At 54.3% G+C, this 25,338-nt stretch carries 24 protein-coding genes; 19 read left to right on the forward strand and 5 right to left on the reverse strand.

Annotated elements, in window-relative coordinates; all coding sequences use genetic code 11:
- Positions 1 to 150: 150 nt before the first annotated feature.
- The 3 genes from ABEA92_RS23535 to ABEA92_RS23545 are packed head-to-tail and all read right to left on the reverse strand — an operon-like array spanning position 151 to position 3,934.
- Positions 151 to 1,197 (reverse strand): glutathione synthetase, encoded by a 1,047-nt coding sequence (locus ABEA92_RS23535; RefSeq protein ID WP_345686833.1) that lies wholly within the window; start codon positions 1,195 to 1,197, stop codon positions 151 to 153.
- On the reverse strand, positions 1,194 to 3,152 hold the full coding sequence (locus tag ABEA92_RS23540; RefSeq protein ID WP_345686835.1) for a flavohemoglobin expression-modulating QEGLA motif protein: 1,959 nt from the start codon (positions 3,150 to 3,152) through the stop codon (positions 1,194 to 1,196). The genes ABEA92_RS23535 and ABEA92_RS23540 overlap by 4 nt, the downstream gene beginning before the upstream one ends.
- A complete protein-coding gene (locus ABEA92_RS23545; protein ID WP_345686837.1) occupies positions 3,149 to 3,934 on the reverse strand; it encodes an N-formylglutamate amidohydrolase in 786 nt (261 codons plus the stop codon). The genes ABEA92_RS23540 and ABEA92_RS23545 overlap by 4 nt, the downstream gene beginning before the upstream one ends.
- Before the next feature lie 407 nt (positions 3,935 to 4,341).
- On the opposite strand from ABEA92_RS23545, the gene ABEA92_RS23550 reads away from it, so the two are divergent.
- From ABEA92_RS23550 to ABEA92_RS23630, 17 genes are all read left to right on the forward strand, one after another.
- Positions 4,342 to 4,812: a PA2169 family four-helix-bundle protein gene (locus ABEA92_RS23550; RefSeq protein WP_345686839.1), complete on the forward strand. Its 471-nt coding sequence runs from the start codon at positions 4,342 to 4,344 to the stop codon at positions 4,810 to 4,812.
- 122 nt (positions 4,813 to 4,934) lie between these two features.
- The gene (locus ABEA92_RS23555; RefSeq protein ID WP_345686841.1) at positions 4,935 to 5,087 is read left to right on the forward strand and encodes a DUF3309 family protein; all 153 of its coding nucleotides are present in this window, start codon (positions 4,935 to 4,937) and stop codon (positions 5,085 to 5,087) included.
- A 106-nt stretch (positions 5,088 to 5,193) separates the two neighbouring features.
- Complete coding sequence (locus ABEA92_RS23560; protein WP_345686843.1) at positions 5,194 to 5,373, forward strand: hypothetical protein; 180 nt, start codon at positions 5,194 to 5,196, stop codon at positions 5,371 to 5,373.
- A 445-nt stretch (positions 5,374 to 5,818) separates the two neighbouring features.
- On the forward strand, positions 5,819 to 6,022 hold the full coding sequence (locus ABEA92_RS23565; protein ID WP_345686845.1) for a CsbD family protein: 204 nt from the start codon (positions 5,819 to 5,821) through the stop codon (positions 6,020 to 6,022).
- Between the two features lie 239 nt (positions 6,023 to 6,261).
- Positions 6,262 to 6,630 (forward strand): hypothetical protein, encoded by a 369-nt coding sequence (locus tag ABEA92_RS23570; protein ID WP_345686847.1) that lies wholly within the window; start codon positions 6,262 to 6,264, stop codon positions 6,628 to 6,630.
- A 244-nt stretch (positions 6,631 to 6,874) separates the two neighbouring features.
- On the forward strand, positions 6,875 to 7,084 hold the full coding sequence (locus ABEA92_RS23575) for a dodecin (protein ID WP_345686849.1): 210 nt from the start codon (positions 6,875 to 6,877) through the stop codon (positions 7,082 to 7,084).
- A gap of 164 nt (positions 7,085 to 7,248) precedes the next feature.
- Positions 7,249 to 7,761, forward strand: coding sequence for a ferritin (locus ABEA92_RS23580; protein ID WP_345686851.1), 513 nt, complete (start codon positions 7,249 to 7,251; stop codon positions 7,759 to 7,761).
- 24 nt (positions 7,762 to 7,785) lie between these two features.
- Complete coding sequence (gene hypF, locus ABEA92_RS23585; RefSeq protein WP_345686853.1) at positions 7,786 to 10,107, forward strand: carbamoyltransferase HypF; 2,322 nt, start codon at positions 7,786 to 7,788, stop codon at positions 10,105 to 10,107.
- Between the two features lie 125 nt (positions 10,108 to 10,232).
- Complete coding sequence (locus ABEA92_RS23590) at positions 10,233 to 10,508, forward strand: HypC/HybG/HupF family hydrogenase formation chaperone (RefSeq protein WP_345686855.1); 276 nt, start codon at positions 10,233 to 10,235, stop codon at positions 10,506 to 10,508.
- Entirely contained in the window at positions 10,505 to 11,662 is a 1,158-nt protein-coding gene (gene hypD, locus ABEA92_RS23595; protein WP_345686857.1) for a hydrogenase formation protein HypD, read from the forward strand. The genes ABEA92_RS23590 and hypD overlap by 4 nt, the downstream gene beginning before the upstream one ends.
- 6 nt (positions 11,663 to 11,668) lie before the next feature.
- Positions 11,669 to 12,760: a hydrogenase expression/formation protein HypE gene (gene hypE / locus ABEA92_RS23600; protein ID WP_345686859.1), complete on the forward strand. Its 1,092-nt coding sequence runs from the start codon at positions 11,669 to 11,671 to the stop codon at positions 12,758 to 12,760.
- 205 nt (positions 12,761 to 12,965) lie between these two features.
- Positions 12,966 to 13,928 carry a hypothetical protein gene (locus ABEA92_RS23605; RefSeq protein WP_345686861.1) on the forward strand — a complete coding sequence of 321 codons (963 nt, stop codon included), beginning with the start codon at positions 12,966 to 12,968 and terminating at the stop codon, positions 13,926 to 13,928.
- Between the two features lie 150 nt (positions 13,929 to 14,078).
- A complete protein-coding gene (locus ABEA92_RS23610) occupies positions 14,079 to 14,384 on the forward strand; it encodes a hypothetical protein (protein ID WP_345686863.1) in 306 nt (101 codons plus the stop codon).
- 53 nt (positions 14,385 to 14,437) lie between these two features.
- The gene (locus tag ABEA92_RS23615) at positions 14,438 to 14,800 is read left to right on the forward strand and encodes a hydrogenase maturation nickel metallochaperone HypA/HybF (RefSeq protein WP_345686865.1); all 363 of its coding nucleotides are present in this window, start codon (positions 14,438 to 14,440) and stop codon (positions 14,798 to 14,800) included.
- Positions 14,797 to 15,510 (forward strand): hydrogenase nickel incorporation protein HypB, encoded by a 714-nt coding sequence (gene hypB, locus ABEA92_RS23620; RefSeq protein ID WP_345686867.1) that lies wholly within the window; start codon positions 14,797 to 14,799, stop codon positions 15,508 to 15,510. Before ABEA92_RS23615 ends, hypB begins: the two co-directional genes overlap by 4 nt.
- 323 nt (positions 15,511 to 15,833) lie before the next feature.
- On the forward strand, positions 15,834 to 16,349 hold the full coding sequence (locus tag ABEA92_RS23625) for a carboxymuconolactone decarboxylase family protein (RefSeq protein WP_345686869.1): 516 nt from the start codon (positions 15,834 to 15,836) through the stop codon (positions 16,347 to 16,349).
- Complete coding sequence (locus ABEA92_RS23630) at positions 16,346 to 17,704, forward strand: dihydrolipoyl dehydrogenase family protein (protein WP_345686871.1); 1,359 nt, start codon at positions 16,346 to 16,348, stop codon at positions 17,702 to 17,704. The genes ABEA92_RS23625 and ABEA92_RS23630 overlap by 4 nt, the downstream gene beginning before the upstream one ends.
- Before the next feature lie 11 nt (positions 17,705 to 17,715).
- Here the strand turns inward: ABEA92_RS23630 and ABEA92_RS23635 are convergent, their stop codons facing one another.
- Positions 17,716 to 17,946: a hypothetical protein gene (locus ABEA92_RS23635; protein WP_345686873.1), complete on the reverse strand. Its 231-nt coding sequence runs from the start codon at positions 17,944 to 17,946 to the stop codon at positions 17,716 to 17,718.
- A 331-nt stretch (positions 17,947 to 18,277) separates the two neighbouring features.
- Between ABEA92_RS23635 and ABEA92_RS23640 the strand changes: the two genes are divergently transcribed.
- Positions 18,278 to 19,198: a PP2C family protein-serine/threonine phosphatase gene (locus ABEA92_RS23640; RefSeq protein WP_345686875.1), complete on the forward strand. Its 921-nt coding sequence runs from the start codon at positions 18,278 to 18,280 to the stop codon at positions 19,196 to 19,198.
- Between the two features lie 112 nt (positions 19,199 to 19,310).
- On the opposite strand, the gene ABEA92_RS23645 is transcribed toward ABEA92_RS23640, so the two are convergent.
- Positions 19,311 to 20,393, reverse strand: coding sequence for a GGDEF domain-containing protein (locus ABEA92_RS23645; protein WP_345686877.1), 1,083 nt, complete (start codon positions 20,391 to 20,393; stop codon positions 19,311 to 19,313).
- A gap of 820 nt (positions 20,394 to 21,213) precedes the next feature.
- On the opposite strand from ABEA92_RS23645, the gene ABEA92_RS23650 reads away from it, so the two are divergent.
- Positions 21,214 to 25,332 carry a PAS domain S-box protein gene (locus tag ABEA92_RS23650; RefSeq protein ID WP_345686879.1) on the forward strand — a complete coding sequence of 1,373 codons (4,119 nt, stop codon included), beginning with the start codon at positions 21,214 to 21,216 and terminating at the stop codon, positions 25,330 to 25,332.
- Positions 25,333 to 25,338 lie beyond the last annotated feature (6 nt).

Genomic DNA, 25,338 nt, shown 5'->3' on the forward strand with positions numbered 1-25,338 from the left:
AATACGGTGAAGGCGTTTTGGTCAATTCCCCCCATGTTTTGGGCGTGAGCTCGCTGCGAACAATTCCTCGGGGACAAATCTCCCCGAGGACAAATCTCGCTGGGGACAAATCTCTCTGGGGACAAATCTCTCTGGGGACAAATCCCAGTTCTACAGCGTGGCAAGGTCCACGTTGCGGATGCGAGAGCCGTAGTACTTCTTGTACCGAACCTTGCGTTGTAAATCGCGAATGATCGCGGCGGTGAAATCGACTCCCGTCAATTGTTGGCTGCTGCCGAGACCGCCGGGGCTAAACACGTTGATCTCCATCAGTTTGTCATCGACGATATCCAGCCCCACCAAGAACATCCCGTCGCGGACGAGTTTCGGACGCACCATCTCGACCAACTCGAGCATTTGGTTGGTCACTTCGGCCGCCTCGCTTTTGCCGCCCGAATGCATGTTGCTTCTCGCATCGCCCGTTTTATTGACGCGGCGAAACGCGGCATACGCGCCGTCATGCCACAGCGGGCGTCCATTCATGACAAACAATCGGACATCGCCATCGACCGCGGCTGGCAAATACTCTTGCACGATACAGTATCCATCACGCAGCACCGCTTCGATCATTTGGTTGCGGTTTGCTTTCTCGTCCTCATGGATCAGAAACACACTTTGGCCGCCGGAACCCTGCAGCGGTTTGATTACCACTTTGCCATTTTGCGATTCGATGAACGCATTGATCTGTTTGATGTCGCGGCTGATACAAGTTTTAGGGCGGACTTCTTCGGGGAAGTGCTGAAAATAGGTTTTGTTGATCGCATTGGCTAGATTTTCAGGATCGTTCAGCACGATCACGCCTCGTGATGCAGCGAGTTGCCCGAACAAGATGCCGCTGGTTTGAGCCCAGGGACGCTCGGCAGCATCGTCCGACGGATCGTTGCGAAGCAGCAGGACGTCGAGGTCGTCAAGTGAAATCCGAACGCCATCGGATTCCTTGTCTTGAAGTTCGCCCATGAAGTTTTCCAAGGATTCGTAGTGCTCGCCATTGACCGTTCGCGCGGTCGCGTGAACGGCTCCATCAGGCGCGTACACAAAATCGCCCACGCCGAGCGTGTAGACATGATGTCCCATATTCACTGCGGTCATTGCCAACCGCGTGGTGGTGTACGCCGCTTGTTCGGTCATTACATCATTAACAACAAAGCCAATCTTCATCGGTCGGTCTCCATAAGATCAAGGACCGACTTGCCCCGACAGGCTTCAAGCCGATCACGGATGCGAGCGTCGTTCCAGAAACGAGGTAAGATACGTGATGGGGTAATGATTCCACGTCGCCGCAGTTCTTGCACATACGGCACGTGTTGCAGACCAATTTTGCCCACGTACAGCGGTTCGATCTCGTGCCCCGCCCCGAGATAGTCGAGCAAATCACGCAACCCCCGCAGATAAATCAAATCCTTGGTATAGCCGCCACCGCGGTACACCCGAAGCGTGGTGGTAAAGGAAGTATGTGGAGCAAAACGATATTTTTTGTGCAGCAAGCGAAACGTTTCGACAAACGATTTGCCGGTGACCATCGAATCAACCGCGATCACCCGCGCAGCCAAGGTTCGCAGACGCCGTTTCGTTAAACCGCCACACAAATATTCCGCCAGCACGGCAAGCCCCTCTTGCAATTCCTCGTAACCAGCCAGGCCAGCGTAGAGTTGTTGGAAGGGTTGGCAGCGGCCGTTGAAATAGGTCAGCAAATGGGTGCCGATCTCGTGATGCAGCAACGATTCCACTCGCTTTTTAGCAAGTTTGATTTTGCTCGAAATCAACAATCGGTCTTGCGAGACCATGATGCCTGAGGCGATGGCATCCGAGACCTCCACGACCGCAGTGAACTCATTCATCTTGGTGTGGTAATAGTCGATTTCATCATGCGCTCGCTGAACGATCTGTTCGCTGACCATGCAGCGAGCCGATTTGGATTTGGGTTTTGCGGTTGGATGGATCGTTTGCAGAATGTCTTTGGCCAACGTCAACAGTGACTGCTCAGGGCGACCGTACAGCTGCAAACTCGTGCTCAAAAATGGCGATGGATGCGTAAACGGCTTTGATTTTTCCGGTTGGTCGAGATCACGCAGGGCGGTCAGTTGGCGATCGAGTTCGTTTTGTTTCTCCCAGAACAGATGAGCAAGCGTGGGGTCTTCGACGCGTTCAATTTCGATATCGAACAGACGACGCTTCAGGACGTTGGGGTGATACGGCAGCGGCCGATAGTAAAGTGGTGGCAATTCACAATAGCCGTTGTCATGAAACTGTTGCCAAGCCTCGTCGGCATTGGTCGGCGTGACTTGTAGCAAAAAGTCAAACGATTCCGAAACGTTACAGAGTTGTTGGTCGATTAAACGTGTCGCTTTGACAAGCGACGAGGGGCCAAGCGATTCGAAGTGGACTTTCGCCGACGGGTCATGGCTGCCTGTGAACTCGGCAATCGTTTTGCGAAGCGCGGTGGCGAGTTGGCGACGAAACGATTGCAAGACAACTGGGTAAAGGGATCCGTTGCGGGCGTCGCGATACACTGGTTTGACCGCGATGCCGATGGTGCAACAGCCTGCGTTGGCCTCGCGATTGCATTGGGCCGCAAGCGACGCGGTGTCCGGCGGCCCGATGATCCCATCGCTTCGCTTGGTGACGGTGCCGCGACGGCCGTGAATCGAAATCTCCTTGAGTGAATTTTCCAACACTTCCATCGTCGACGGCAACGCATCCAAGTCGGGCGAGACAATTTCGAAACTCGGACGAATCGAAGTCACGCTGTGTGATGCGTCCGAACTCCAGATTTCGACGAACAAGAACGTGCCAAAGTGTTCTTGCATAATGCCGCCAATTCCCGTCGTCAACGTCACCAGCCCCGAATGGTACTTTGGGTCGGCGGACGAAAATAAATAGGCCGCCTCGGTGGTCACCAATTCGCGGGTGCCCACGTCCTCGCGACCGACTGGCGAGCGATAGACGCACAGGAAGGGAAGTTGCCGATCAAATTTTAATCGGCCATCCCCAGGTAGCGTCCGCCGCACCCGATCGTTTTTCGACAGCCGAGCGCATACGGCATCGGTAATCGCATCAAATTCTGATTCGATCCGGTCGAGTCTCGTTTGCGGTGGCGTGCTAGTGGGTTTCACAGTTGTCTCAATGCAGTTTGAACGCCTGGCAAAGTGGACTCTAACGCTTTGTAGATACACTCCACCTCATCGGGGTCGGCTTCGCCTTCCCATTCATCCATAAAGAACTTTTTGAACTCGATCGCAATTGCACAGGCCTGCTCAGGAAAGGTCGAGTGAATCCATTCACCAAAATAGCCGCCTTGGAATTTGACGTTTTCGCGGACGTCCAATTTGCGACCATGAAAGTCATACGCTCGCAACTCGGCGATAAAGCGATCGACGACCGGCGCCCAAAATTGGCGGTCCATCGTTCCGGTGCCAATGTTGACCTCGGGGTTGTGTTTCGGGTCGGCGGGCGGAGCATCGGCTCCTTCGCGACGGTGGTTGTAGGTGTGCAAATCGTAGACAACGATGCGGCCATGTTCTTCGATCAGCTCACGCAGTAGCGCTTCAACATCGGCGTAGAATTCGTCGTATTCTCGCAGCGACGCTTCGATCATTTTCGGATCCGGTGGCGTATCCCAAACCTCCATTCCCCACGCATCGGCTGGCGTCTCGTAGACGGCCTTGTCACGCGGACGGTTCAGATCCACTTCGAAACGCGATCGCAGACCGACAATTTGCGTTTTGGCAATCTGCGTCCATTCCCCGGTGATCGGATCTTCCTCTCGCTGCTGTTCGTCTTCGTCAATTGCCAATCGCTGCTCGACGCTGCGGCGGGTGTCATGCCCATTGTGAATCGCCGCCGCAATAATAGGGCTCGTTCCTCGCTGGAAGATGCAATGAGGGTGAAGTGCCACAGGGGGATCTCCCTTCGATGGACGAGGAATGTGAAAACAGCAAACGAGGCCGAAGCAGGCCTTCGCGATAACGAAAGGTTCGCAAGAACGAAAAGGCAAATGCTGTACCACTCAGAATCAACTTGTTGATTCGTGGCTGGTGTGGAATCGAGCTCGACTCGCTATCGCTATCGCAGATGACGTTCGCGTTTGCTCCGCTGCCCGCTGCGGCATCAAGTTGGCGGCTTTGCGTTCAGAACGCGACGTTGGTTGGGTGTTTTTAAGACGAAATGCTGGCTCGGCACACCGTTTGCCTTATCCAGAGAGGTTGGGTTGTCGACACGCAAAACCGTGGTTTGGCAACCGTGACGACTCGTTTTTTACGAGGCGTCCTTTTCATAAGAAACGAACTTTAATCGGAGCCTGCCATGAGTCTAGAAACAAAGCAAAGCCTTAGCGAAGCCACCGTCAAGAAACTTCAAAAGCTAATCCGCGCCAACATTGACTCCTATGACGGGTTTCGTGAATCGGCAGAAGAATTGAGCGACAAAAAGCTGGCGACCCTGTTCCGCGAGATTGCCAATGAGCGATCGGCGCTAGCAACGGAGTTGCAGAATTACGTCGAATGGAACGGCGAAGAGGCCGAGGATGATGGTTCCGCCACAGCTGGTGTGCACCGTGCGTGGATCAACGTTCGCAGCAAGCTCAATGGGGGCGATCCCTATGTAATTCTGATCGAAGCCGAGCGTGGCGAAGATCATATCAAGAATGCCTACGAAGAAGTGCTCAAGGACACCGCGGGCAGCGCAATGAACGATGTGTTGTTGTCGCAATACGCGGTAGTCAAAGCGGGACATGACAAAGTCCGTGATCTTCGTGACGCGTACAAGAACAAGTAGGCGATCTCGCCCACTGGATTAACGGCTCTGTTGTCCGGTCTGTAATTTCCTCGCACCTTGTTTTAGGAACAGCAGAGCCCGCTGTTTAGCGTCTTGGCTGAAGTGCCAAGCGGAGAATCGTGATGTACACCATTTTGCTGATCCTGTTGATCTTGTTGCTCGTAGGGGCGTTGCCGACGTGGCCGCACTCGAGAAGTTGGGGGTACGCCCCGAGTGGAGCACTGACGTTGATTGTCATCGTCGTCTTGGTGCTGCTGTTGATGGGGTATCTATAAGGCCCGTAAGTCCAGGCACCGTGATCATGCCCTGTCATTACGGGGCCTTTCACGGCTGCCTCAATCAAGTTTCACTTCTTTTGAATCACCACTGGCTAGGTCAATCATGAAATCAATTACTCAATCGATGCGGTCGTTGTTTGTCGTCGGAACACTGCTTGCCGGTTTCGCAATCGTCGGCTGTGATAACAAAGAAACGCTGTTGGACGTCGATACACCCGATGGTGGCGTCGAGGTCGAGCGGTCGTTGGACACCGGAGAGGTGACGGTCGACGTGGATGAATAGCGATCCATCGAAATCGCCGCTGTGATCCGCTGTAATCCATTGAAAAGCAGCGTAACGGCTTGTTGTTTTAATGAGCCGTGACGCGTCAGCGGCCGGGTCCCACGTGTTACCCGGTGCCCCACGGCCCACGGCTCACTGTTGCAATTTGCATTTGGATTAAATCAACAAGTCGTTCATAGGCAGCATTCCTCGCCAAGGGATGCTGCCTTTTTACATGGTCGCATTCCCGTGCGGATCCCGCTTAATGCCATCCGCTTTCGCGCGAAGCCGGTGGTTTTATCGCAGTTCGGCGTAATTGAATGAGGCTTTTGATATCGTTTTTGAGTTCGTCACTGGACCATCTCCGGCGTAAGCGTTTTGGCGCGGCAAATGCAGGAGTGGTGCTGTGTAGAGGAGCCCGAATGAGGGCCGTTTATCCTTCAACTCAAAAATGGGAGATCTTGATATGAATTGGGACCAAATCCAAGGAAAATGGAAACAGGCCAAAGGACAGGTCAAACAGCGTTGGGGCGATCTTACCGATGATGATCTGGATCGCGTCGATGGTAAACGCGAAGAATTGGTCGGCCGCGTTCAAGAGCGATATGGTGTCGCTCGAGAAGAGGCGGAACGCCAAGTGCAAGAGTTTGAATCCTCGTGCAACTGCTAAAACGTGATCGAGTCAAGCGAGTGCGACGCTCCCTCGGTTTGGGCCATTCCCCCGGAATGGGCCTGATCGCGAAGGAGCGTCTGTGGGAGACCATGGAAATGTGACAACGGAACTGTGACAACGACGAAGATGACAAACGGAGAAGGGGACAAGGTTTGCAATGGGATGACACCCAAAGTCCTGCCAACGCGTCGCCCCTCGAAAACGAAACCACCACCAAGCTCGCTGCGAGAAACAAAATGAATGAGACAAAAACCAACGAAGAAACGAACCCCGAAATTGAAGCGCATCTGAACGAACTGGCCAAAATCTGTTGTCAATCGTTGGCGGGGGAAAGTGACGCCGAGATGGACCGCGTCGAAAATTTGTTGAAGTCGCTTTTGATGAGTGGGTATGTCGGTAAAAAGCACCGCTCGTTCCAGGTCGACTTGGAAAACCGAGTCAAGGACCAGTGCCGCGATTGCGCCATGCATCGCGGGGGAGCGTTGTCATCGATTTCCGAAAAACTCAGCAAGAAATTCGCCGATCTCGCTCGCTGGGAATCGAGAACTCCGAGTGACGCTTCGCCAGCCAAGCCGGCCAATATCAGTTCGGCGACCGACGCTTAGTTCCCCCCCTTTTCTGATCCTATTTCGAGCACGCTTTGATTCGCTCGGTTGGGGGGGCGGCGTTATACTGAACGTCATCGCCGCGGTAGGGCCGCCGAGGCACCGGCGTGGTAGGGCCGCCAAGGTATCGTCACCGGGATCATCGCATCGGTGTCTTGAGCACGGGCCCTGGACACCGGTGCTTTCTAACCCGTGATCGTCAAATCCACGTGCTGGTTTCATCATCTCAACCCGAGCAAACGACATGTCCAATCACATCTACAAAAAGATCGAACTCACCGGGACCTCGACCACCTCGATCGAAGACGCTGTGAACAACGCCATCAGTCGAGCCGCCAAGACGCTCAAGGAACTTCGCTGGTTCGAAGTGATCGAGACGCGAGGTGACATCGCCAATGGCAAAGTCTCGCATTGGCAAGTGACCATCAAGGTCGGGTTCACCCTTGACGAATAGCTTGACGAATAGCTCGGCGAATAGCTCGACCAATCGATTGAGCCCCCATTGGCGTTAGCCAGCTAGTCCAATTACGAGGTCGCGCGTTAGGATGCGGATTGAAATCGGCAGCGTCCGAGCCGATCCCTGTTTATCCTTGAAGAAAAATACGAAGAAAAAGTCTCATGTCTCATCATCAAGTCACCGACGCCCTGAATGAACAACTCTCCTGCGAATTGGGTTCATGGTATGCCTATCTGGCCATGAGCGCTTGGTGTGATCGCCAACAATTGACCGGATGCGCCGGTTGGCTTCGGGCTCAAGCCCAAGAAGAGTACACCCATGCCATGAAGATCTACGACTTCCTGCTCGTCCGCGATGTCGAGGTGAAGTTGACTCAAGTTGATCCGCCACGACAAGAATTTGCCAATATCGTCGAGATTTTTGAGTGGGCGCTCAAGCAAGAGAAAGAAAACACGCAGCGCATCGACGCCCTGTTCCAACTTGCCATGGAACAGAAAGCGTTTGCGTCGTTGGTGGAATTACAGTGGTTCATCACCGAACAAGTCGAAGAGGAGCAGTCGGCTCGAGCCAATCTTGCTCGCATCAAGATGGTGGCCAATGATCCCGCAGCGATCTTGGATTTCGACAACATGCTCGGCGAACGCAATCTGCCTATGGACACCACCCCGCACTAATACGTCGAAGTCACTGAGGCTCCCATGCAGCGGCGCGCGATCACCGTCTCGGGCATTGTCCAAGCGGTGGGGTTTCGTCCCTTTGTTTATTCCCTCGCGACCAAGCTGCGACTGGTTGGTTTTGTCCAGAACCGGTCGGGCGTCGTCTATATCGAAGCCGAGGGAAATGACACCGCGTTGGATCAATTCGCCGAGCAGCTCCGCTGCCAAGCTCCTGGGCTGTCGCGGATCGACGACCTGACGTGGCAGTCGATCCCGATCGTCAACGATGCGGGGTTCCGGATGATCGACAGCGATCGGGCCGAGCTTGCTCAGGTCTTTGTCTCGCCGGACGTGGCGACGTGTCTCGATTGCCGCCGTGAACTGTTTGATCCGGCGGATCGGCGTTATCGCTATCCGTTTCTGAACTGCACCCAGTGCGGTCCCCGGCTAACGATCATTCATCGCGCACCGTACGATCGTGTGAATACGACGATGGCCGCATTCGAAATGTGCGCGGCTTGTCGTGCCGAGTATGAACGGCCCACGGACCGCCGTTTCCACGCCCAGCCGATCGCGTGCCCGGATTGTGGACCCACCCTGCAGCTGCTCGACGAGATGGCCATGCCGCTCGATGAGGCGGATCCTTTAGAAAGTTTTGTTGCAGAAATCAAACAAGGCAACATCGGCGCTCTCAAAGGGATCGGCGGGTACCATCTGGTTTGTCAGGCCGGTGATGATGCAGTCGTCAATCGGCTTCGGCAACGTAAATGTCGCGAGCAGAAACCGTTTGCCGTGATGGTTCGTGATTGGACGCAGGCAGCGAAGTGGTGTGTGATCGACGAAGCGGAACTGCAACTGCTGCAGTCATCGCGGCGGCCGATCGTTTGCCTGCGAAAACGCGTTTGCCTGCGAAGACGCAAGGATGTCGCTGGAATTAGCGACGCGGTGGCTCCTGGGAATGCGTTTCTCGGTGTGATGCTGCCTTACAGCCCGCTTCACGAATTGTTGCTGGATCGCGTCGGGGACGAGCCCCTGGTAATGACCAGCGGGAATCGTAGCGACGAGCCGATCGCCTACGAAGATGCCGATGCGGCCGTGCGGCTGCGTGGGATCGCGGATCGGTTTTTGATTCACAATCGACCGATTCACGTCCGTTGTGACGACTCGGTCACCCACATCATCGCAGGCCGTGAATCGCCGATTCGACGTTCGCGAGGGGATGCGCCGATGCCGATCAAACTGCCTTTTGATTGCTCGCAACCGATGTTGGCAGTGGGTGGGCAGCTCAAAAATGTGTTTGCACTTGGCAGCGGTTCCAATGCATTTTTGAGTCACCACATTGGCGATCTAAATCACTTGTCCGCCGTGGACACGTTTCAGCGTGATGTGGGGATGTACGAGCAATTGTTCGGAATCACGCCACGGGTGATTGTCCACGATTTGCATCCCGATTACGCGTCAACGCGGTACGCGATCGAACGCGCCGAGCGTGATGCGACGCTAGCATTCGCAGTTCAGCATCATCATTCGCACTTGGCAAGTTGCATGGCCGAGCATGGGATTGACGGTGAGGTGATTGGCGTGATCTTTGACGGCAGCGGTTACGGTAACGATGGGACGATTTGGGGCGGTGAGTTTTTGATTGGGGGTTACCGATCGTTCCGCCGTGCCGCTTATTTGCGTCCCATTCGGCTTCCCGGTGGCGACAAAGCGACCAAGGAACCGTGGCGAGTGGCGCTCAGCTATTTGACGATGGCCGAGTGTGACGTCGAAGGATGGCTGAGCGAAATCGACACGGTGATTCGTCCTCGCGTAGTAAGCGTCGTCCAGCAAATGATCGATCGTGGATTCAACTCGCCCTGGACATCGAGTGCCGGCCGATTGTTTGACGCGGTCGCGGCGATCGCGGGCGTCCGCCAGACGGTTCATTTCGAGGGGCAAGCCGCGATCGAACTCGAATCGCTCGCGCTCGACGTCGACTGTGAAAAAACGTACCGGTGGAACATGACCAATGCGATCGATGCGCAGGATGATTGGCATCCTTCACTCGATACGCGACCACTGATTCGCGGCGTATTTGCCGATGCGAAAAACCAAGTCGACAAGCGACTGATTGCGCGTCGATTCCACAACTCGCTGGCGGCGATGACGGTTCAAACATGCATCCAACTTGCGAACTCGGCTTCGCTAGACCGAGTGGTTCTCAGTGGAGGCGTTTTTATGAACACGCTCTTGACCACCCTTGTTGCCGAAGCATTAGAAGCCAAAGGACTTCGTGTTTTTCTTCATGAGCGTGTGCCTGCAAACGATGGCGGCATCAGTTTGGGGCAACTCGCGGTCGCAGCCCATCATGGGCAGTGCTGAAACGGTGGTGGAAATCGCACTGAAAATGTAGCGAAATCCGATTTTAGCCTCACGCAATTCCGACTCGATAGTGATACGTTAGACGTTGCTTCGTCACCCCACAATCACTGAGCGAGAGCGAGTCGATGTGTCTTGGGATCCCTGGAAGGGTCGTCGAAACCTTCATCGAGCATGATGTCATGATGGGAAAGGTTGATTTCGGCGGCGTCTTCAAACAGGTCTGTCTGAATCTGACTCCGGATGCGGAAGTTGGCAAGTATGTGATTGTGCACGTCGGATTTGCCTTGCAAGTGATCGATGAATCGGAAGCGGAAAAGGTTTTTGAGTTTCTGCAGCACATGGATGATTTGCAGGAGTTACGGGCAGGCGAAGAGGACGCGAACGTGGAGGGGGCGCCGTGAAATTCCAAGCGGAATATCGCGACCTCGTTGCGGCAAAAAAACTTCAGCGGGCGATCGGCGAAATCGTCACCCAGCCGTGGACGATTATGGAGGTCTGCGGCGGTCAAACGCATACGATCGTTCGCTACGGTATCGATGAACTGCTGCCGGATGAAGTTGAATTGGTGCACGGCCCTGGATGTCCGGTTTGTGTCACTCCGCTGGAATTGATTGACAAGGCTATCGAAATTGCATCCTGCGATGACGTTATCTTTTGTTCGTTTGGTGACATGTTGCGAGTTCCTGGCAGCCGGCATGATCTGTTTGAGATCAAAGCCAGCGGCGGCGACGTGCGGATCGTCTATTCGCCGCTGGATTGTTTGAAAGTTGCCGAGCAAAATCCCGACCGAACGGTTGTCTTTTTCGCAGTCGGATTCGAAACGACGGCCCCTGCCAATGCAATGGCCGTGTGGCAGGCCAAAAAGCGGAGGATCGACAACTTTGCCGTGCTCGTTTCCCACGTGTTGGTCCCACCGGCGATGGAATCAATTTTGTCGTCACCGAATCATCGGGTTCAAGGTTTCCTCGGCGCTGGACACGTCTGTTCGGTGATGGGATACGAAGATTACGAGCCGTTGGCCACGCGTTATCAAGTTCCCATCGTCGTCACCGGGTTTGAGCCTGTCGATTTGCTCGAAGGGATTTACCGCTGTGTGCGGATGCTCGAGCAAGGCAAAATCGGTGTCGACAATCAATACGCACGAGCGGTCAAACGCGAGGGAAGTCGCGTCGCGCAAGGCTTGATCAAAGAAGTGTTCGAGGTGACTGATCGCAAGTGGCGCGGTATCGGCACGATCCCCCACAGCGGATTTCGGTTGCGATCCGAATACGAACGCTTTGACGCCGAACAGCGATTTGCTGTCGGCGACGTGCAAGTGCGGGAATCGAGCAAATGCATCAGCGGAATGGTTTTACAAGGCATTCATAAACCACACGAATGTCCGGCGTTCGGCAAGGAATGTACGCCCGAGCATCCTTTGGGGGCAACGATGGTGTCGTCCGAAGGAGCCTGCGCGGCCTACTACAACTACGGACGGTTGCTGGAATCTCACCAACCCTCGTGTTCCTCAACGTTGGCCGGGAAACCCGCAATCGTTCCACTTCCGACAGATTAACAAGCCATGCCCCCGATTGCCGACTTTGATCAAATGAGTTGTCCCACCCCGCGTCGTCAACACGAGCGTGTGCTTCTCGGACACGGCAGCGGCGGCAAGTTGAGTGCGGATCTGATCCAGCGTGTCTTTCTGAAGGAACTCGGCAACGACGTGCTCTCGTCGCTTGAAGATTCCGCAACATTGGCGTTGGGATCGCTAGAGCCTGCGGTGGACGATGCTCGGTCAGGACCGCGAATTGCCTTCACCACCGATTCGTTTGTGGTCAAACCGCTGTTCTTTCCCGGCGGTGATATCGGCAAGCTGGCGGTTTTCGGAACGGTCAACGATTTAGCGGTCGTCGGCGCGACTCCATTGTACCTTTCAGCAGCGTTCATCCTCGAAGAAGGATTTGAGATCGAATTGTTGCGGCGGATTGTGATTTCGATGCGACATGCGTGTGATCAAGCCGGAGTGACGTTGGTCACCGGCGATACCAAAGTGGTCGACCGTGGCAAAGGCGACGAGGTGTTCATTACGACGACGGGAATCGGACTGCACGCAGCCAACCACGCGTTATCGATTCGCAATGCTCGGCCCGGGGATCAGATCATTGTTTCGGGAACCATCGGAGATCACGGGATGACGATCATGTCGACCCGCGAAGGGATTGAATTTGAAACGGCGCTGCAGAGTGACACGGCGCCGCTGAATGATTTAACGCGAGCGATGTTGGACGCGTGCCCCTCGATCCGCGTCATGCGTGATCCAACGCGGGGCGGCGTCTCGAGCACGTTGAACGAATTGGCGACGGCTTCGAATGTAGGGATTTTACTTGACGAAGCTTCGATTCCGGTGCGTCCCGAGGTTCATTCGGCATGTGAGATGCTTGGATTGGATCCGATGTATGTGGCCAATGAAGGCAAATTGATTGTGGTGGTCGCTGAACAAGATTGCCAGTCACTGATGAAGGTGATGAAGCAACATCCGCTGGGCCGAGATGCCGCGGTGATTGGAAACGTGACCGCCGATCATGCGGGAATGGTGGTGATGCGAACTCTGGTCGGTGGTCAACGCGTCGTGACGATGTTGGCCGGAGAGCAATTACCGAGGATTTGCTGATGTCGTTCCGCTTCAGGAAGTGCGTTACAGCGTTCCGGTTTGGGCTGGAATGAATCGGGAAATATTATTATCCAAATTCGGTGAGAATCGGTTTGCAAAGAGATGCATTCGAGTGATCGCATCGTTATAAACGAGAGACCGGCACTGCGACGTTTGGGCCGACGAGAACGCGGTTGCAGGCGAGATGACCCCAGGGGGGCACGAAATGAATTATGAGCAAGTGACGGAGATTGCGGACGCCAAATTGTACAAGGGTTACATGCTGTATCCTTGTCAGGGCTCGGCGATCAAGCACACCACGCCGTGCCGTATTGGCACACTTCATCCGGCGGGCAACTCGGCGGGGAAACCCGATTGGATGCGGACGCAGTGTTTGGTGGTCGGCGAGGCACCGAGGGTTAGCATTGCTGCGCGATTTTTGCATCTGCTGAATCGTGACCTCTTTGAACTTGATGCTCCTGCGGACACCCTTCCTCGGGATTGGCCGCAGCAAGTCACGCCAGTCGCTTCCATTCGAGTTGGTGAAACGCTTTATCAGACTGCTCATGAGGCGATCAAACGCGAGATCCGTCTATCGACACAGTCGCTGCAGGAAATGGTCGGTTATGCCAGGCACGATGCATTTTCGTTTAGTTTGGGCATGGATGTTCAGTCGCTTGAAAGTCACGGGAAGTGCGTTGCGGTTCTGCATCGCAGCCAATCGAGCATCACGGGCGATATCGAAATGACGTGCGAAGCGGTCGCGGAGCATGTTTTCAAATTGACTGTCACGCTACAAAACACCACCCAGTGGTCGGGGCATCCCATTCGCCAACGCGAAGATCGATTGGATTGTATTTTCGTCTCGGCACATCTGATTCTTGGTGTCGAACACGGCGAGTTTGTCTCGGCGATCAACCCGCCATCGAAATGGGCAACTTCGGCGGCAACGTGTCAGAACCAGGGATTGTGGCCTGTTTTGGTTGGGGATCTGCCGGATCGCGACTGGATGCTAGCAGCTCCGATCGTGCTGCGCGACTACCCACAAATCGACTCACCAAGCCCCAGCGAGATTTTGGCGGAAGCCAAGGGTGACGAAACCTCGCCGCAAAGAATCAGGACGAGGAACGATCACAAGAAATTGAAAATCTGCAGCAGTGCTCCACGAGCAAGATCGATCTCGAAGTAACCCGAATCAATGGCGTCAATGCGAAGGTGAAATTTACGAGGATCGTCCAAAGTGAATCGAATTCGCCGCCGACAGAGATGGCCGTTGTTCTAAAATAGATTAGCGACCCATTGGATCATTATCTCACCCGTTTATCAAAAGGAAGATGTGATGAAAGAAGAAGATTGGAACCGACTCGAAGGCCGGCCCCATCCTAAGTGTGTTAGCTTTTGTGGACGCGACCTGCGTGTGGGCGACCGCGTTCGTGTGTGGCCAAAAAAAGAAGACGACTCCAAAGGCCTGATCATGGCCGGAAAAATTGCCATCATTGATGATATTGAGCAAGACAATGAAAACAAAGTGCATCTTGCCGTCGTGATGGAGGATAAACCGGGACGTGATTCTGGCGTGAAACGTCAGCCTGGGCACCGCTTCTTTTACCATCTCGAGGAAGTGGAGCCTTTGGATCCCAGTTAAGCCGCTGCGTGACAGGGGCACACGCAAAACGGCACGGGTGAAAGGCAGGATCCATGCACGAATTATCGATCGCCATCCGTATCATCGACATCGCGGAGGAAGAGTCGCGGAAACACGACGACGCCTGCGTGATGGCGGTGCACCTAAAAATCGGCTGCATGTCCGGAGTGGTGATCGAGGCGTTGTTGTCGGCGTTCGAGATCGCGAGAGAAGAGACGCTGCTGGCCCACGCGGAACTGAAAATCGAAGCGTTGCCGGTGAAAGTGCGCTGTCCAAAGTGTGATTGCGAGCAATTGGCAGATTCGATTCAGTGTTTGTGTTGCAGTGTTTGTCGAACGCTCTCGCCCGAAATCACCCAGGGCCGTGAATTGGAGGTGGTCGCGGTGGAATTGGAACCTCTGGAGACAGTGCAATGACCGATCCAGCCCTGCATCGATCGACGGCCGGTGTCGCAACAAGGCTGGTTCAAGTTCGCACCAAAATACTGAAGCAAAACGACGTCGTGGCTCGCCGTCTGCGACAATGTTTTCACCAGAATGGCGTGTATGTTGTCAGTTTGGTATCGAGTCCAGGTTCGGGGAAAACCATGTTGCTCGAACAGACCCTAACCATGATGCGGCAACGTGGGCACCGCGTGGCGGCGTTAGTCGGTGACCTTGCGACCGAAAACGACGCTGCAAGACTCAAGCGTGCCGAAGTGCCCGTGCGGCAAATTACCACCGGTACCGTTTGCCATTTGGAAGCCGAAATGCTGGAAAAGACGCTGGCGGGCTGGCAACTCAACGAACTTGATTACTTGTTCGTTGAGAACGTTGGAAACCTCGTTTGTCCTGCGACGTATGACTTGGGAGAAGATCTGCGTTTGGTGTTGTTCTCTACAACCGAAGGCGAAGACAAACCGCTGAAATATCCGACCATCTTTAACACCGCCGACATGGCGGTGATCACCAAAATGGATTTGGCCGAAGTGGTCGAGTTTGATGCCGAAGCTGCCCACAGGAATATTCATGCGGTTCGACCCGAGATGGAGATTCTGGAATTGTCTGCCAAGTCGGGCGCCGGCATGCAGCAGTGGCTGCAATGTTTGGAAGCTCACCGAGCGGCGTCCGCCTCGGCGTCGACATGAGTTGGCGTCGACGTCTGGAAACAGTCAGCTGTTAATCCAATAACCGCTAGTTTGGCAATCACGCTTGCCTAGGTGGTTTTGCCTGATGGGGCTCCAATTGACCTTCGTCTGCGGTAGTGTTTGCGCAGCACGGCGTCCTCGGGTTGGCCGTTTGCGGTTCACCGTGGTGCCTAAGCGAGCAGTTGTCCGAGGTTTATCCGATCAAGCGTGGAACGTGATCCGCGTTAAAACTTGGCACATCAATTGCCCCTTCGCTAGCGATGAAAACGGGGGCTCGTTCCCTCGGCTCCTTTGTCCAAATTGCTAATTCCTGGGGACCAACCATGCCACATGTCAAACCGCTTGATTCCTCCAACGCGCCCGAGGATTCCCAACCCATCTTGAACGCGATCGAGAAAAAGTTCGGTCAATCACTGAATATTTTCAACACGCTGGCCTATCAACCAGACGTGCTCGGCGGAGTGACGCAAATCAACGATGGCATCCAAAACGATCTGCCTGGCAAACTACGCGAACTCGCCTATTTCAAAGCATCGCAAGTCAATGGATGCGAGTACTGTTCGCATTATCATAAGCAAGCGGCGAAGAAGGCGGGGGCATCGGATGCTCAGATCAAGGACATCGACAACTATGACACTAGCGATGCGTTTGATGAGCAAGAAAAGGCGGTGCTGATGTATGCCGAGCAATTGACCAAGACGGCTCAGGTCGATCCGGCCACCGTTGCAAAATTGAAAGAGTTCTTGGATGAGAAGCAATTGGTCACGCTCGCTGCGACCGTGGCGCTAGCGAACTTCACCAATCGTATCAATCATGCATTGGATATTCAGTTGCCATGAGCTCCGCCCACTTCGACTTGATCGTCATCGGCACCGGCCCTTCCGCTTCGACCGTTGCTAAGAAAACGCGTGCCGAAGGAAAGCGAGTGGCCGTGATTGAAGAGCGAGAATTCGGTGGCACGTGTGCCCTACGGGGCTGTAACCCCAAAAAGGTCTACGTCAACGCGGCCGATTTGATCGATCGTGTCGTCGGCGGCCGCGGGAAGCTTGTCGATTACGAGCAGCTCCGGATTGATTGGCAGCAACTGCTGCAATTCAAGAAAACATTCACCGATCCGGTGATTGAGAAAAGTGAAGCTTCGTACCGAAAAAAGGGAATTGAAACCTTTTCAGGAACGGCTTCGTTTGCGGCTGCCGACACGGTTCGTGTTGGATCGCAAGCGCTGACATCGGAACGGTTCTTTGTAGGCACCGGTGCGCGGCCACGCCCTCTCGGTATCCCAGGCGAGTCATTGGTGCTGCATAGCGGCGATTTTCTCGAACTCTCTGAAATCCCCAAACGCGTCGTGTTCATCGGAGGCGGATACATCTCGATGGAGTTTGCTTGCGTTGTCGCCCGCTATGGTGCCCACGTTACGGTATTGCAGCACGGTGATCAAATCTTGAGCTCCTTTGATAAGGACCTTGTTACGCAGCTGAGTGATTATTGCGCAGAGCACCAGATCGAAATTCAAACTCGATCCGAAGTGACCGCCGTGCAGCAGCGCAGCGATCAATCGTTGGTTGTGAACTACAAAAAAGCCGACCAAATGGAATCAATCGAAGCCGATTTGGTGATTCACGGTGCCGGCCGCGTTCCAAACGTGGATGACCTTGATTTGCAGGCGGGAGAAGTCGAATTTGGCGAACAGGGAATCAAGGTAGATGCGTTTCTGAGAAGTGTTACGAACCCGCGAGTCTTCGCCGCCGGCGATTGTGCGGACACCGGTAAACCACGCTTGACGCCCACGGCCAATGAAGAGGCACGCGTCGTGGTGAAGAATCTGTTTGCCTCGCAATCAATGCAGCAGCCCGATTACGGCGTGATCCCGCGAGTTGCGTTCACGGTTCCTTCGATCGCGGCCGTGGGAATGTCCGAGGCCGAGGCACGAAAGTCCCATGACGTTGATGTGCATCACGAAGACACGTCGACATGGGGCTCGGTGCGTAAAACAGGCCAGCGGTGTGCGGGCTACAAAGTCCTGATTGATAAACAGACCAACTTGATTCTCGGCGCTCATTTGCTTGGGCCCGCCGCCGAAGAAACGATCAATCTGTTTGCCATGGCGATGAAGTTTGGGTTGACCGCGAATGACGTCAAGTCGACCTTGTTTGCCTTTCCCACCTTCGCGTCGGACGTACGCAAAATGGTGTGAGCCACTGCTTATTATTCTTGAACGGGTTCAAGCTCGGCCGGTTCACGCTCAATGCTTGCGTCGACTTTCTCGGCCGCTTGGTCGACCACTTGTTTCGACTTCTCAACAAGCGTGGACGTGTCCTCTTTTACTCGCTCGGTGTCGACCTGGATCGTCGGGTTACCCTCAGGGGAGCTTAGCCGTAACCAGCCCACCAAAACCATGATCAACACCAACACGGCTACCACAATCACAACACGCATTACGCCCTCTCCTGTATATCGAACTTATTGACTTTCCCGCTCCGGCGATTTGCGTTTTCAGCGAATCCAGAGCCGGTTGCCTCGCACGTCATTGCCTTACAGGGCCGTTGCCGCGCGGGGCCATTGCCAGTGGTTGCAATTGTCATGCCGACGCAGCGACAAGCTGGCACGGATTTTGCGTCCCGTTTGCCAACTTGCCCGTTTGCCAACTTGCCCGTTTGCGAATCTGGCCGCTTGCAACGCTACTGGCCGCTAGATAGATCTCGCGAATTTTTTTTACTGCTACCCGTTTTTCATCGCCCTGACCTCGCTGGCGAAATGGAGCCGCTTCATGCATGGACAAATGGAAATCTTTGGCACGAGTGATATCGGTCGCCACCGCAAAACCAACGAAGATCACTTCATGATCGCCGACCTCTGCAAATCGATGCGAGTCCATTCGACTAGCTTGGCGCTTGACCATCGCACCCGTTTGTTTGGCGAAACGCAGGGGCGATTGTTATTGGTTGCCGATGGCATGGGAGGACACGAATCGGGCGAGCGAGCGAGTCAATTGGCACTGGACGGGATTGTCGATTACGTGCTCAATACGCTCAGCTGGTATCTGTTGCACGACGACATCCACGAGGACGAGGATTTTCAAAAACACTTGAAGGCGGGGTTGTTAAATTGCCAACAGTTGATCGAGCGTGACATCGCCTCGGCGCCACAGCGAGAAGGGATGGGGTCGACGCTGACGATGGCTTACATCGCTTGGCCGCGGATGTTTGTCGTCCACGTTGGCGATAGCCGGTGCTATTTGCTGCGTGATGGCACGATCAAACAATTAACGCGAGACCACACGATGGCCGAGGCGGTCTTGGGACACCATGAAACCGACGAATCCGAACCGGATCGCGAAGGGCCGTTGACGAATTTGTTGTGGAATGTGCTGGGCGGAAAAGACCAGCCGCATCCCGATGCAGCGTCCTATCATTTGCAGCTTGGCGATGCGCTAGTGTTGTGCACCGATGGCTTGACCAAACATCTCTGCCGCAAACGGATTGCCGAACTGATATTGAGTGACCGTCCTTTAGAAGAGGCATGCAATCAAGCGATTCAGGAGGCCAACGACGCGGGCGGCAGCGACAACTTGACCATCGTTGCATGCCGCTTTCGAAAAAAGCGGCCGGTCCAAGAAATGGAAGCAGAGGCCGAAGTGTTGATTCCGGATACGGAGGACAACGTCGACGAAACCGTGCCGGTAAGCTGACGCTTCGTTGCCCCTTGCCTCTTGCTCTTTGCCCCTTGTCACGATCGGTTTGCATGGCCGTGGTGGTTTTCATCGTGCAGTGGCAATGCTCGAACGATTTCCACCTCGGACATTACGCATCGTGCTTTGCCAACGGAACACGGTGCAGTTGACGCTCGGCGCGAATGCAATTGCGGCCATTTTCTTTGGCGCAGTAAAGCAGTTTGTCGGCGCGGTCAAACCAGCTCTTCTGTGTGTCATCACTTCGCAGGATGGCGACGCCGATCGAGGCCGTGACCTGAGGCAACGATTGTCCGCTGGCTTGATGTTTGAAACGGTGGTTTGCCAGCGAATTGCGTATCGTTTCCGCGAATTGCAACGCTTCGTCTGCCGAGGCGACACGCAGGAACACACCAAACTCGTCGCCACCGTAGCGTGTTACCGTGGCATCCCCAATCGCTGATTGGATTTTTGCCGCAATGAACTTCAAAAGCGTGTCGCCGACGGTATGCCCAAGATGGTCATTGACGTATTTAAATCCGTCGAGGTCGACCAGCATCAACACGGCGTCTCCCGCGGTATCCGTACGGCGGTTGCGGATCGCGGTTTCCATCAACGCGTCAAAACACCGACGATTGCCCACGCCGGTTAACGCGTCGGTCATCGTCGACCGCCGAGACGCGATGAGCTCCTCTTGCAACTGACTGATTTGCCCTTGCGACTGTTTCAATTGAACCTGCATCGAATCCAATTGAGACTGCATCGTGGCATTGCTGGCGATGATTTTCGCGACACAGGCTTTGATTTTCTCGGGCGTAACATTCGCTGCCGTCAAATCGCGATTAGCATGATCGATGGAATCGCCGAGTTGTTCTCCGGCATGCATCTGACGCTCGATGGCGTTGACTAGTTCTTGAAGTTCCTCTTCTAGTTTGCTGCTGATTTGCGTGCTGAGCTTCGCATCGGTCGGTTGGCAAAACCGCTGATGCAATGCTTCGAGCTGCGCTGCGGAAACCGTCTGGGCCTCGTCGATGGCGCCGCTCAAATGATCCGAAATCTCGGGGCTTCGTCCTTCGGCGTATCGGTACCACACCTCGTAAATATTCGGAGTGGGAGGTGTCTTGAATCGGCCGATGAATTGCAGGGCTTTTTTGGCGATCGAAAAGGCGAAGTTGAAATCATGATCTGAGTCAGAGGCGGATGATTCGGAGGTCACGCAATAAAACTCCTGGCAATAAACATGTTGTTAAAAATTCACGCGAAATTTCACTACATCTGACACCGTAAAACCAACCTGTACTCGCGTTCGTCGGAACAACGACATGGCTGCAGTGGCTTGAAGTCCTCCGCCTAGGGAAGTGATTTCATTATTGAACCACGCGGCAAATAAAGGGGCAACCACAGTAAGGGGTGTTGTCGTGCAAGACAAGCTTGACGGCGGGGCAGCAGGCCGAGATGTCCACTTTCTCGATGTTGGGGGGCGTTCGTTCCCGTCTTGTCGTCGATAACGGTCGCGAAGCTTTCGAAAAAATGCCGGTGGGGTACGTGATCGAAAAAATCATACTTTCTGGCTAGGTGTCAAAGGCGAGGATGATGAATTTTTTGTAAAGAAAACAGATCAAAGGGGGACACAAGCATCTTTGTCGGGGGGAGTGCAATTTGTCCGCGAGTTTGCCCCCAACCAGACTGGCCGACTCGACCATGCAAGCACAGGTTGCCCCAGAACCCCCAAGACATCCTGAGCACCGTCGGGTTGGCTAAGGTATATCCTCAACCGCAATCCTCTGCGTAAAACCGAATGGGGGTGGCACTAAATACCCTGGTTTTTACTTTGTTTTTGTGCGGAAACCCGCCAGTTTGACTAGTCCTCGCAAACCGCAACCTAAGGTTTTTTAGCGTCTTCGAGCCGAGCGGCACGGAGGAGCGTCCTTAAAAAAAATCCTAAGAATTCTCGCGGGGGGCAAGCTGTGAGTTCGTGTTGGAGGTTTGGTGTCGTCAAATCAAATCGAGATTGCTGCAAGTCGAATAAGAACGTCGTGATCGGAGCGATCTGCGTTCTGTTTTTGCTTGTCACGCAAGCGGATGCCGCGGACACCACCTTGCGTACGGATACCTCTGGTTCACTCGCGAGTTGCTGCAGCGGTGGTGATTGTTCGACGGTCGCTATCGCTGCAGGCAGCGAGCGTGAATTCCACGCCGAAGGGTTGGCGACGTTTTTCTCGAAATTGGTTGACACCCGCGATTTTCCAGCACGTTGGTACTGCGGCACATGGTCGTTGGATGTGGGTTGGTTGCACATCATTTCAGACATTGCGATTTTTGCCGCCTACTTCGCCATCCCTCTCGTGTTGATGGGGTTCGTGCTGCATCGCCGCGACTTGCCATTTCCGCGGGTGATTTGGTTGTTCGCCGCGTTCATCCTGTCGTGTGGAATCACGCATCTGATCGAGGCAGGCTTGTTTTGGTGGCCGGTGTATCGGTTGTCCGGGGTGATGAAGGCGTGTTCCGCAATCATTTCTTGGGCAACGGTCGTCATGCTGATTCGCGTCACGCCGGCGGCACTGAAGATTCCCTCGGCAGCGCTGCTTTCGAAGCAGTTGCAAGAGGGCAAAGAGCGGCTCAACTTGGCCTTGGAAGCTGGCCATGTCGGCGTTTGGGAATGGGATCTCAATACCGACACCTTCATTTGGGACAGTACCACTCGCGAGATCCTAGGGATCGATGCCGATGTTGAAATCGACTTCGATCTGTTTGCAGCGGCGGTTCACCCGGACGATCGTGACCGGGTCACGCAGCTCGTCAACAATAGTCTGCGCAGCGGATGTCGTTATGACACCCAGTACCGAGTGGTGCACCAAGACGGAACCCTTCACTACGTTCGAGCCAAGGGCAACGTCATCTATGGCACCAACGCGAAGCCCGAACGATTTCTCGGTGTCTGTCTGGACTTCACACAGCAACAGCTTCAGGAGGACGCGGTGTGGGAGAGTCAGAACAATTTTCAGAGCACGTTCGAGCAGGTCGCGATGGGCATCGCCCACGTCTCTCCGATCGGTAAATGGTTGCGAGTCAACAAAGGGCTTCGTGACATCCTGGGCTACAGCGAAGAGGAATTGCTGCAGTCGACGTTCCAAGATCTGACGCACCCGGATGATCTAAATGCGGATATGGATAACGTGCAGTTTTTGCTCGATGGACGCATCGAGTCCTATTCGATGGAGAAACGCTATATTCGAAAAGACGGAAGCTTGGTTTGGGGAAAGCTGACAGTTTCGCTGGTGCGTGACGTGATCGGCAACCCTAAGCACTTTATCGCCGTCATCGAAGATATCCAACAACGCAAAGACGCCGAAGCAAAACTTCGTGAATACACGTCGCAAATTCGCAAACTCTCGCTTGTGGCAAGCAAGACCAAACATTCGGTTGTGATTTGTGACGCACAGGGGCGGATCGAATGGACAAACGATGCGTTCACGCAGTTGACCGGTTACACGTTGGATGAGGCGATTGGGGGCTACCCAACTCGTTTGTTGCAGGGCCCCGATACGGATCCAGAAACGATAAACGCGATCAACGAAGCCGTGCAACGTGGCGAGAGCATTGCGGTCGAGATCCTCAACTACAGCAAATCAGGTGATGAGTATTGGATTGATTTGAAGATCGATCCGGTTTTTGATGAACAAGGTGAATTGACGCAGTTCATCGGCACGCAAGTCAACATTACCGAGCGTAAGAACGCCGAAATCGCGATGCGACAACAGCAAAAACGCTTTCAGCGGTTCTTGCAATCCGACATTGTCGGTATTGCCATCGTTCGTTTAAGTGGCGAGGTGGTTCAAGCCAACGACGAAATGCTTCGCATCGTTGGATATACTCGCGGGGAACTCGACAACCAACTCGTCAATTGGCGAGCAATGACCCCCGACGAATATTACGCTCGTGACGAACAGGCGATGACGGAATTGTTAGCCTCGGGCGCGGTCAAACCCTACGAAAAAGAACTTATTCGTCTCGATGGATCGCGGGTGCCCATTGTGATCGGCGCCACCCATCTTGATGACGAAGACGATCTGACACTCTGCTTTGTATTGGATGCAACGTCGCAGAAAGAAACCAAAGCAAAATTGCAGTCCGCAAAACGTGTGGCCGAAAAAGCGAATTTGGCCAAGAGTGAATTTCTTGCTGCGATGAGTCACGAGCTACGCACGCCGCTCAACGGAGTGATTGGAATGACGGAATTGCTGGCGGAAACGGGACTCGATGCGCGGCAACAACGATTTGTTAACGCTTGTCAAACAAGTGGCAAGGCATTGATGACGCTGATCAATGACATTCTCGACTTTTCGAAAATCGAAGCAGGTCATCTCGAACTGGACCAGCATCGTTTCGATTTGCTGGAGTTGCTCGATGATGTGATGACGTCGATGCCCGTTCGTTTGGAGGGCAAACAGATCGAGTTGCTTTACCATCTAGACCACCCTGCGACGTTGACCTTGGTTGGTGACAGCCACCGACTACGCCAAGTGTTGTTTAATCTGATCGGAAACGCGATCAAATTCACCGATCGAGGCGAAGTCACGCTACTGGCCGAACCGCAACGGTTGACCGAGAGCGAGGCGACGATCCGGTTTTCGATTACCGATACCGGCATCGGGATCCCGCAAGATCGAATCAACCGGTTGTTCCAAGCGTTCTCACAAATGGACAGCTCAACCAGTCGCCAATATGGCGGCACGGGGCTGGGACTATCGATCAGCAAAGGGCTTGTCGATCTGATGGGCGGAAGTATCGGGGTCCAGAGCGAGGAAGGAGTGGGGTCGCGTTTTTGGTTTACGTTGACGTTCAAACGGTTGCACGTTGTTAAATCCCGCGAGCGGATTGCAGCCGAACGGGTCAGCAACGAACAAGTTCATGATTTGAAAGTGCTGGTGGTCGAAGACAACGACGAATGCCGGCGAACGCTTCACAGTATGCTGCAAGGTTGGAAAATCAAGGTTCAGTGCGTTCGAAACGCCGAGGACGCCGTGCAGCGGTTAAAACAAGCTCGTGCAAAAGGATCACCCTTTGACATCGCCTTGATCAACAAGACGTTGCCGGGCCAGGATGGGATCGAATTGGGACGCCGATTGCGCGAGGATTTTGCCTTTGATGATCTGCTGCTGTTCTTGATGGCTCCGATGGACGCCGATTTTCCTCCGTCCAATCTCGTGTTCGATCGGTTTCTGACCAAGCCGATCGGTCAATCGCTGCTGTTGGATACGATTGTCGATTCCTGCTGCAGAAAGCGACAAGACGTAGTGCCAGAGACGTTAGCGGAGACATTGGAACAGGTCCAACTGCAAAGCGATGTGCGGATCTTGGTGGCCGAAGACAACCCCACAAACCAACTTTATGCCGCAGAAATTTTGCTGCGAGAAGGATGGCAGTGCGATATCGCCAACAATGGACGCGAAGCAGTCGAGGCGGTTGGGAAATCAAACTATGATTTGATTCTGATGGATTGCCAAATGCCCGAGGTCGATGGCTATGAGGCCACACGCCAAATACGAAAACAGGAATCCGATGGCCGGCTGGCGGGGCATCGAACGATTGTCGCGCTGACGGCCAACGCGATCAAAGGAGATCGTGAGCTGTGCTTGGACGCGGGGATGGATGAGTATTTGTCCAAGCCGTTCGATCCCAGCCAGCTTGTGGCCATGATTCGAGCTTTGCTAGAGGGAGAGTCGGTCTCGTTCGTGAACGCCGCTGCTGAAGCGTCGCCGTCGGCCGACGAGAACCAATCGGATCTTCCGCCGATCGATTTTGATTCACTCTATGATCGCTGTATGGGCGATGTCAGCTTTGCTACGTCGCTGCTTGATTCGTTTGCCGAAGACGGACGCGATCGAATGAATCAGATCATCCGATTGACCGACCAGGGGGATGTGTTGGCTGCTTCCAAGGTGGCTCACTCGCTAAAGGGGATCGCTGGCATTGTTGCGGCGCAGGAGGTCCAGTTCATCTCTGCCCGCATCGAATCGGCGGGCAAGGCGGGCGAAATCGAGGTGATGCATCAATTGGTGGGCGATCTGAAGAACGTCGTGGACGAATGCCTCAGCTACGTCCCGATCATGAAAAAACGCACCCAGCGGTGGCTGAAACACGAACCGGTTTGATCCCCA

This window comes from Novipirellula caenicola (genome assembly GCF_039545035.1).
In the GTDB taxonomy this organism is placed as follows: Bacteria; Planctomycetota; Planctomycetia; order Pirellulales; family Pirellulaceae; genus Novipirellula; species Novipirellula caenicola.

Coding starts and splice junctions, on each gene's coding strand:
- ABEA92_RS23535 (WP_345686833.1), bottom strand. CDS start 1,197: ATGAAGATTGGCTTTGTTGTTAATGATGTAATGACCGAACAAGCGGCG.
- ABEA92_RS23550 (WP_345686839.1), top strand. CDS start 4,342: ATGAGTCTAGAAACAAAGCAAAGCCTTAGCGAAGCCACCGTCAAGAAA.
- ABEA92_RS23555 (WP_345686841.1), top strand. CDS start 4,935: ATGTACACCATTTTGCTGATCCTGTTGATCTTGTTGCTCGTAGGGGCG.
- ABEA92_RS23560 (WP_345686843.1), top strand. CDS start 5,194: ATGAAATCAATTACTCAATCGATGCGGTCGTTGTTTGTCGTCGGAACA.
- ABEA92_RS23565 (WP_345686845.1), top strand. CDS start 5,819: ATGAATTGGGACCAAATCCAAGGAAAATGGAAACAGGCCAAAGGACAG.
- ABEA92_RS23570 (WP_345686847.1), top strand. CDS start 6,262: ATGAATGAGACAAAAACCAACGAAGAAACGAACCCCGAAATTGAAGCG.
- ABEA92_RS23575 (WP_345686849.1), top strand. CDS start 6,875: ATGTCCAATCACATCTACAAAAAGATCGAACTCACCGGGACCTCGACC.
- ABEA92_RS23580 (WP_345686851.1), top strand. CDS start 7,249: ATGTCTCATCATCAAGTCACCGACGCCCTGAATGAACAACTCTCCTGC.
- hypF (WP_345686853.1), top strand. CDS start 7,786: ATGCAGCGGCGCGCGATCACCGTCTCGGGCATTGTCCAAGCGGTGGGG.
- ABEA92_RS23590 (WP_345686855.1), top strand. CDS start 10,233: ATGTGTCTTGGGATCCCTGGAAGGGTCGTCGAAACCTTCATCGAGCAT.
- hypE (WP_345686859.1), top strand. CDS start 11,669: ATGCCCCCGATTGCCGACTTTGATCAAATGAGTTGTCCCACCCCGCGT.
- ABEA92_RS23605 (WP_345686861.1), top strand. CDS start 12,966: ATGAATTATGAGCAAGTGACGGAGATTGCGGACGCCAAATTGTACAAG.
- ABEA92_RS23610 (WP_345686863.1), top strand. CDS start 14,079: ATGAAAGAAGAAGATTGGAACCGACTCGAAGGCCGGCCCCATCCTAAG.
- ABEA92_RS23615 (WP_345686865.1), top strand. CDS start 14,438: ATGCACGAATTATCGATCGCCATCCGTATCATCGACATCGCGGAGGAA.
- hypB (WP_345686867.1), top strand. CDS start 14,797: ATGACCGATCCAGCCCTGCATCGATCGACGGCCGGTGTCGCAACAAGG.
- ABEA92_RS23625 (WP_345686869.1), top strand. CDS start 15,834: ATGCCACATGTCAAACCGCTTGATTCCTCCAACGCGCCCGAGGATTCC.
- ABEA92_RS23630 (WP_345686871.1), top strand. CDS start 16,346: ATGAGCTCCGCCCACTTCGACTTGATCGTCATCGGCACCGGCCCTTCC.
- ABEA92_RS23635 (WP_345686873.1), bottom strand. CDS start 17,946: ATGCGTGTTGTGATTGTGGTAGCCGTGTTGGTGTTGATCATGGTTTTG.
- ABEA92_RS23640 (WP_345686875.1), top strand. CDS start 18,278: ATGCATGGACAAATGGAAATCTTTGGCACGAGTGATATCGGTCGCCAC.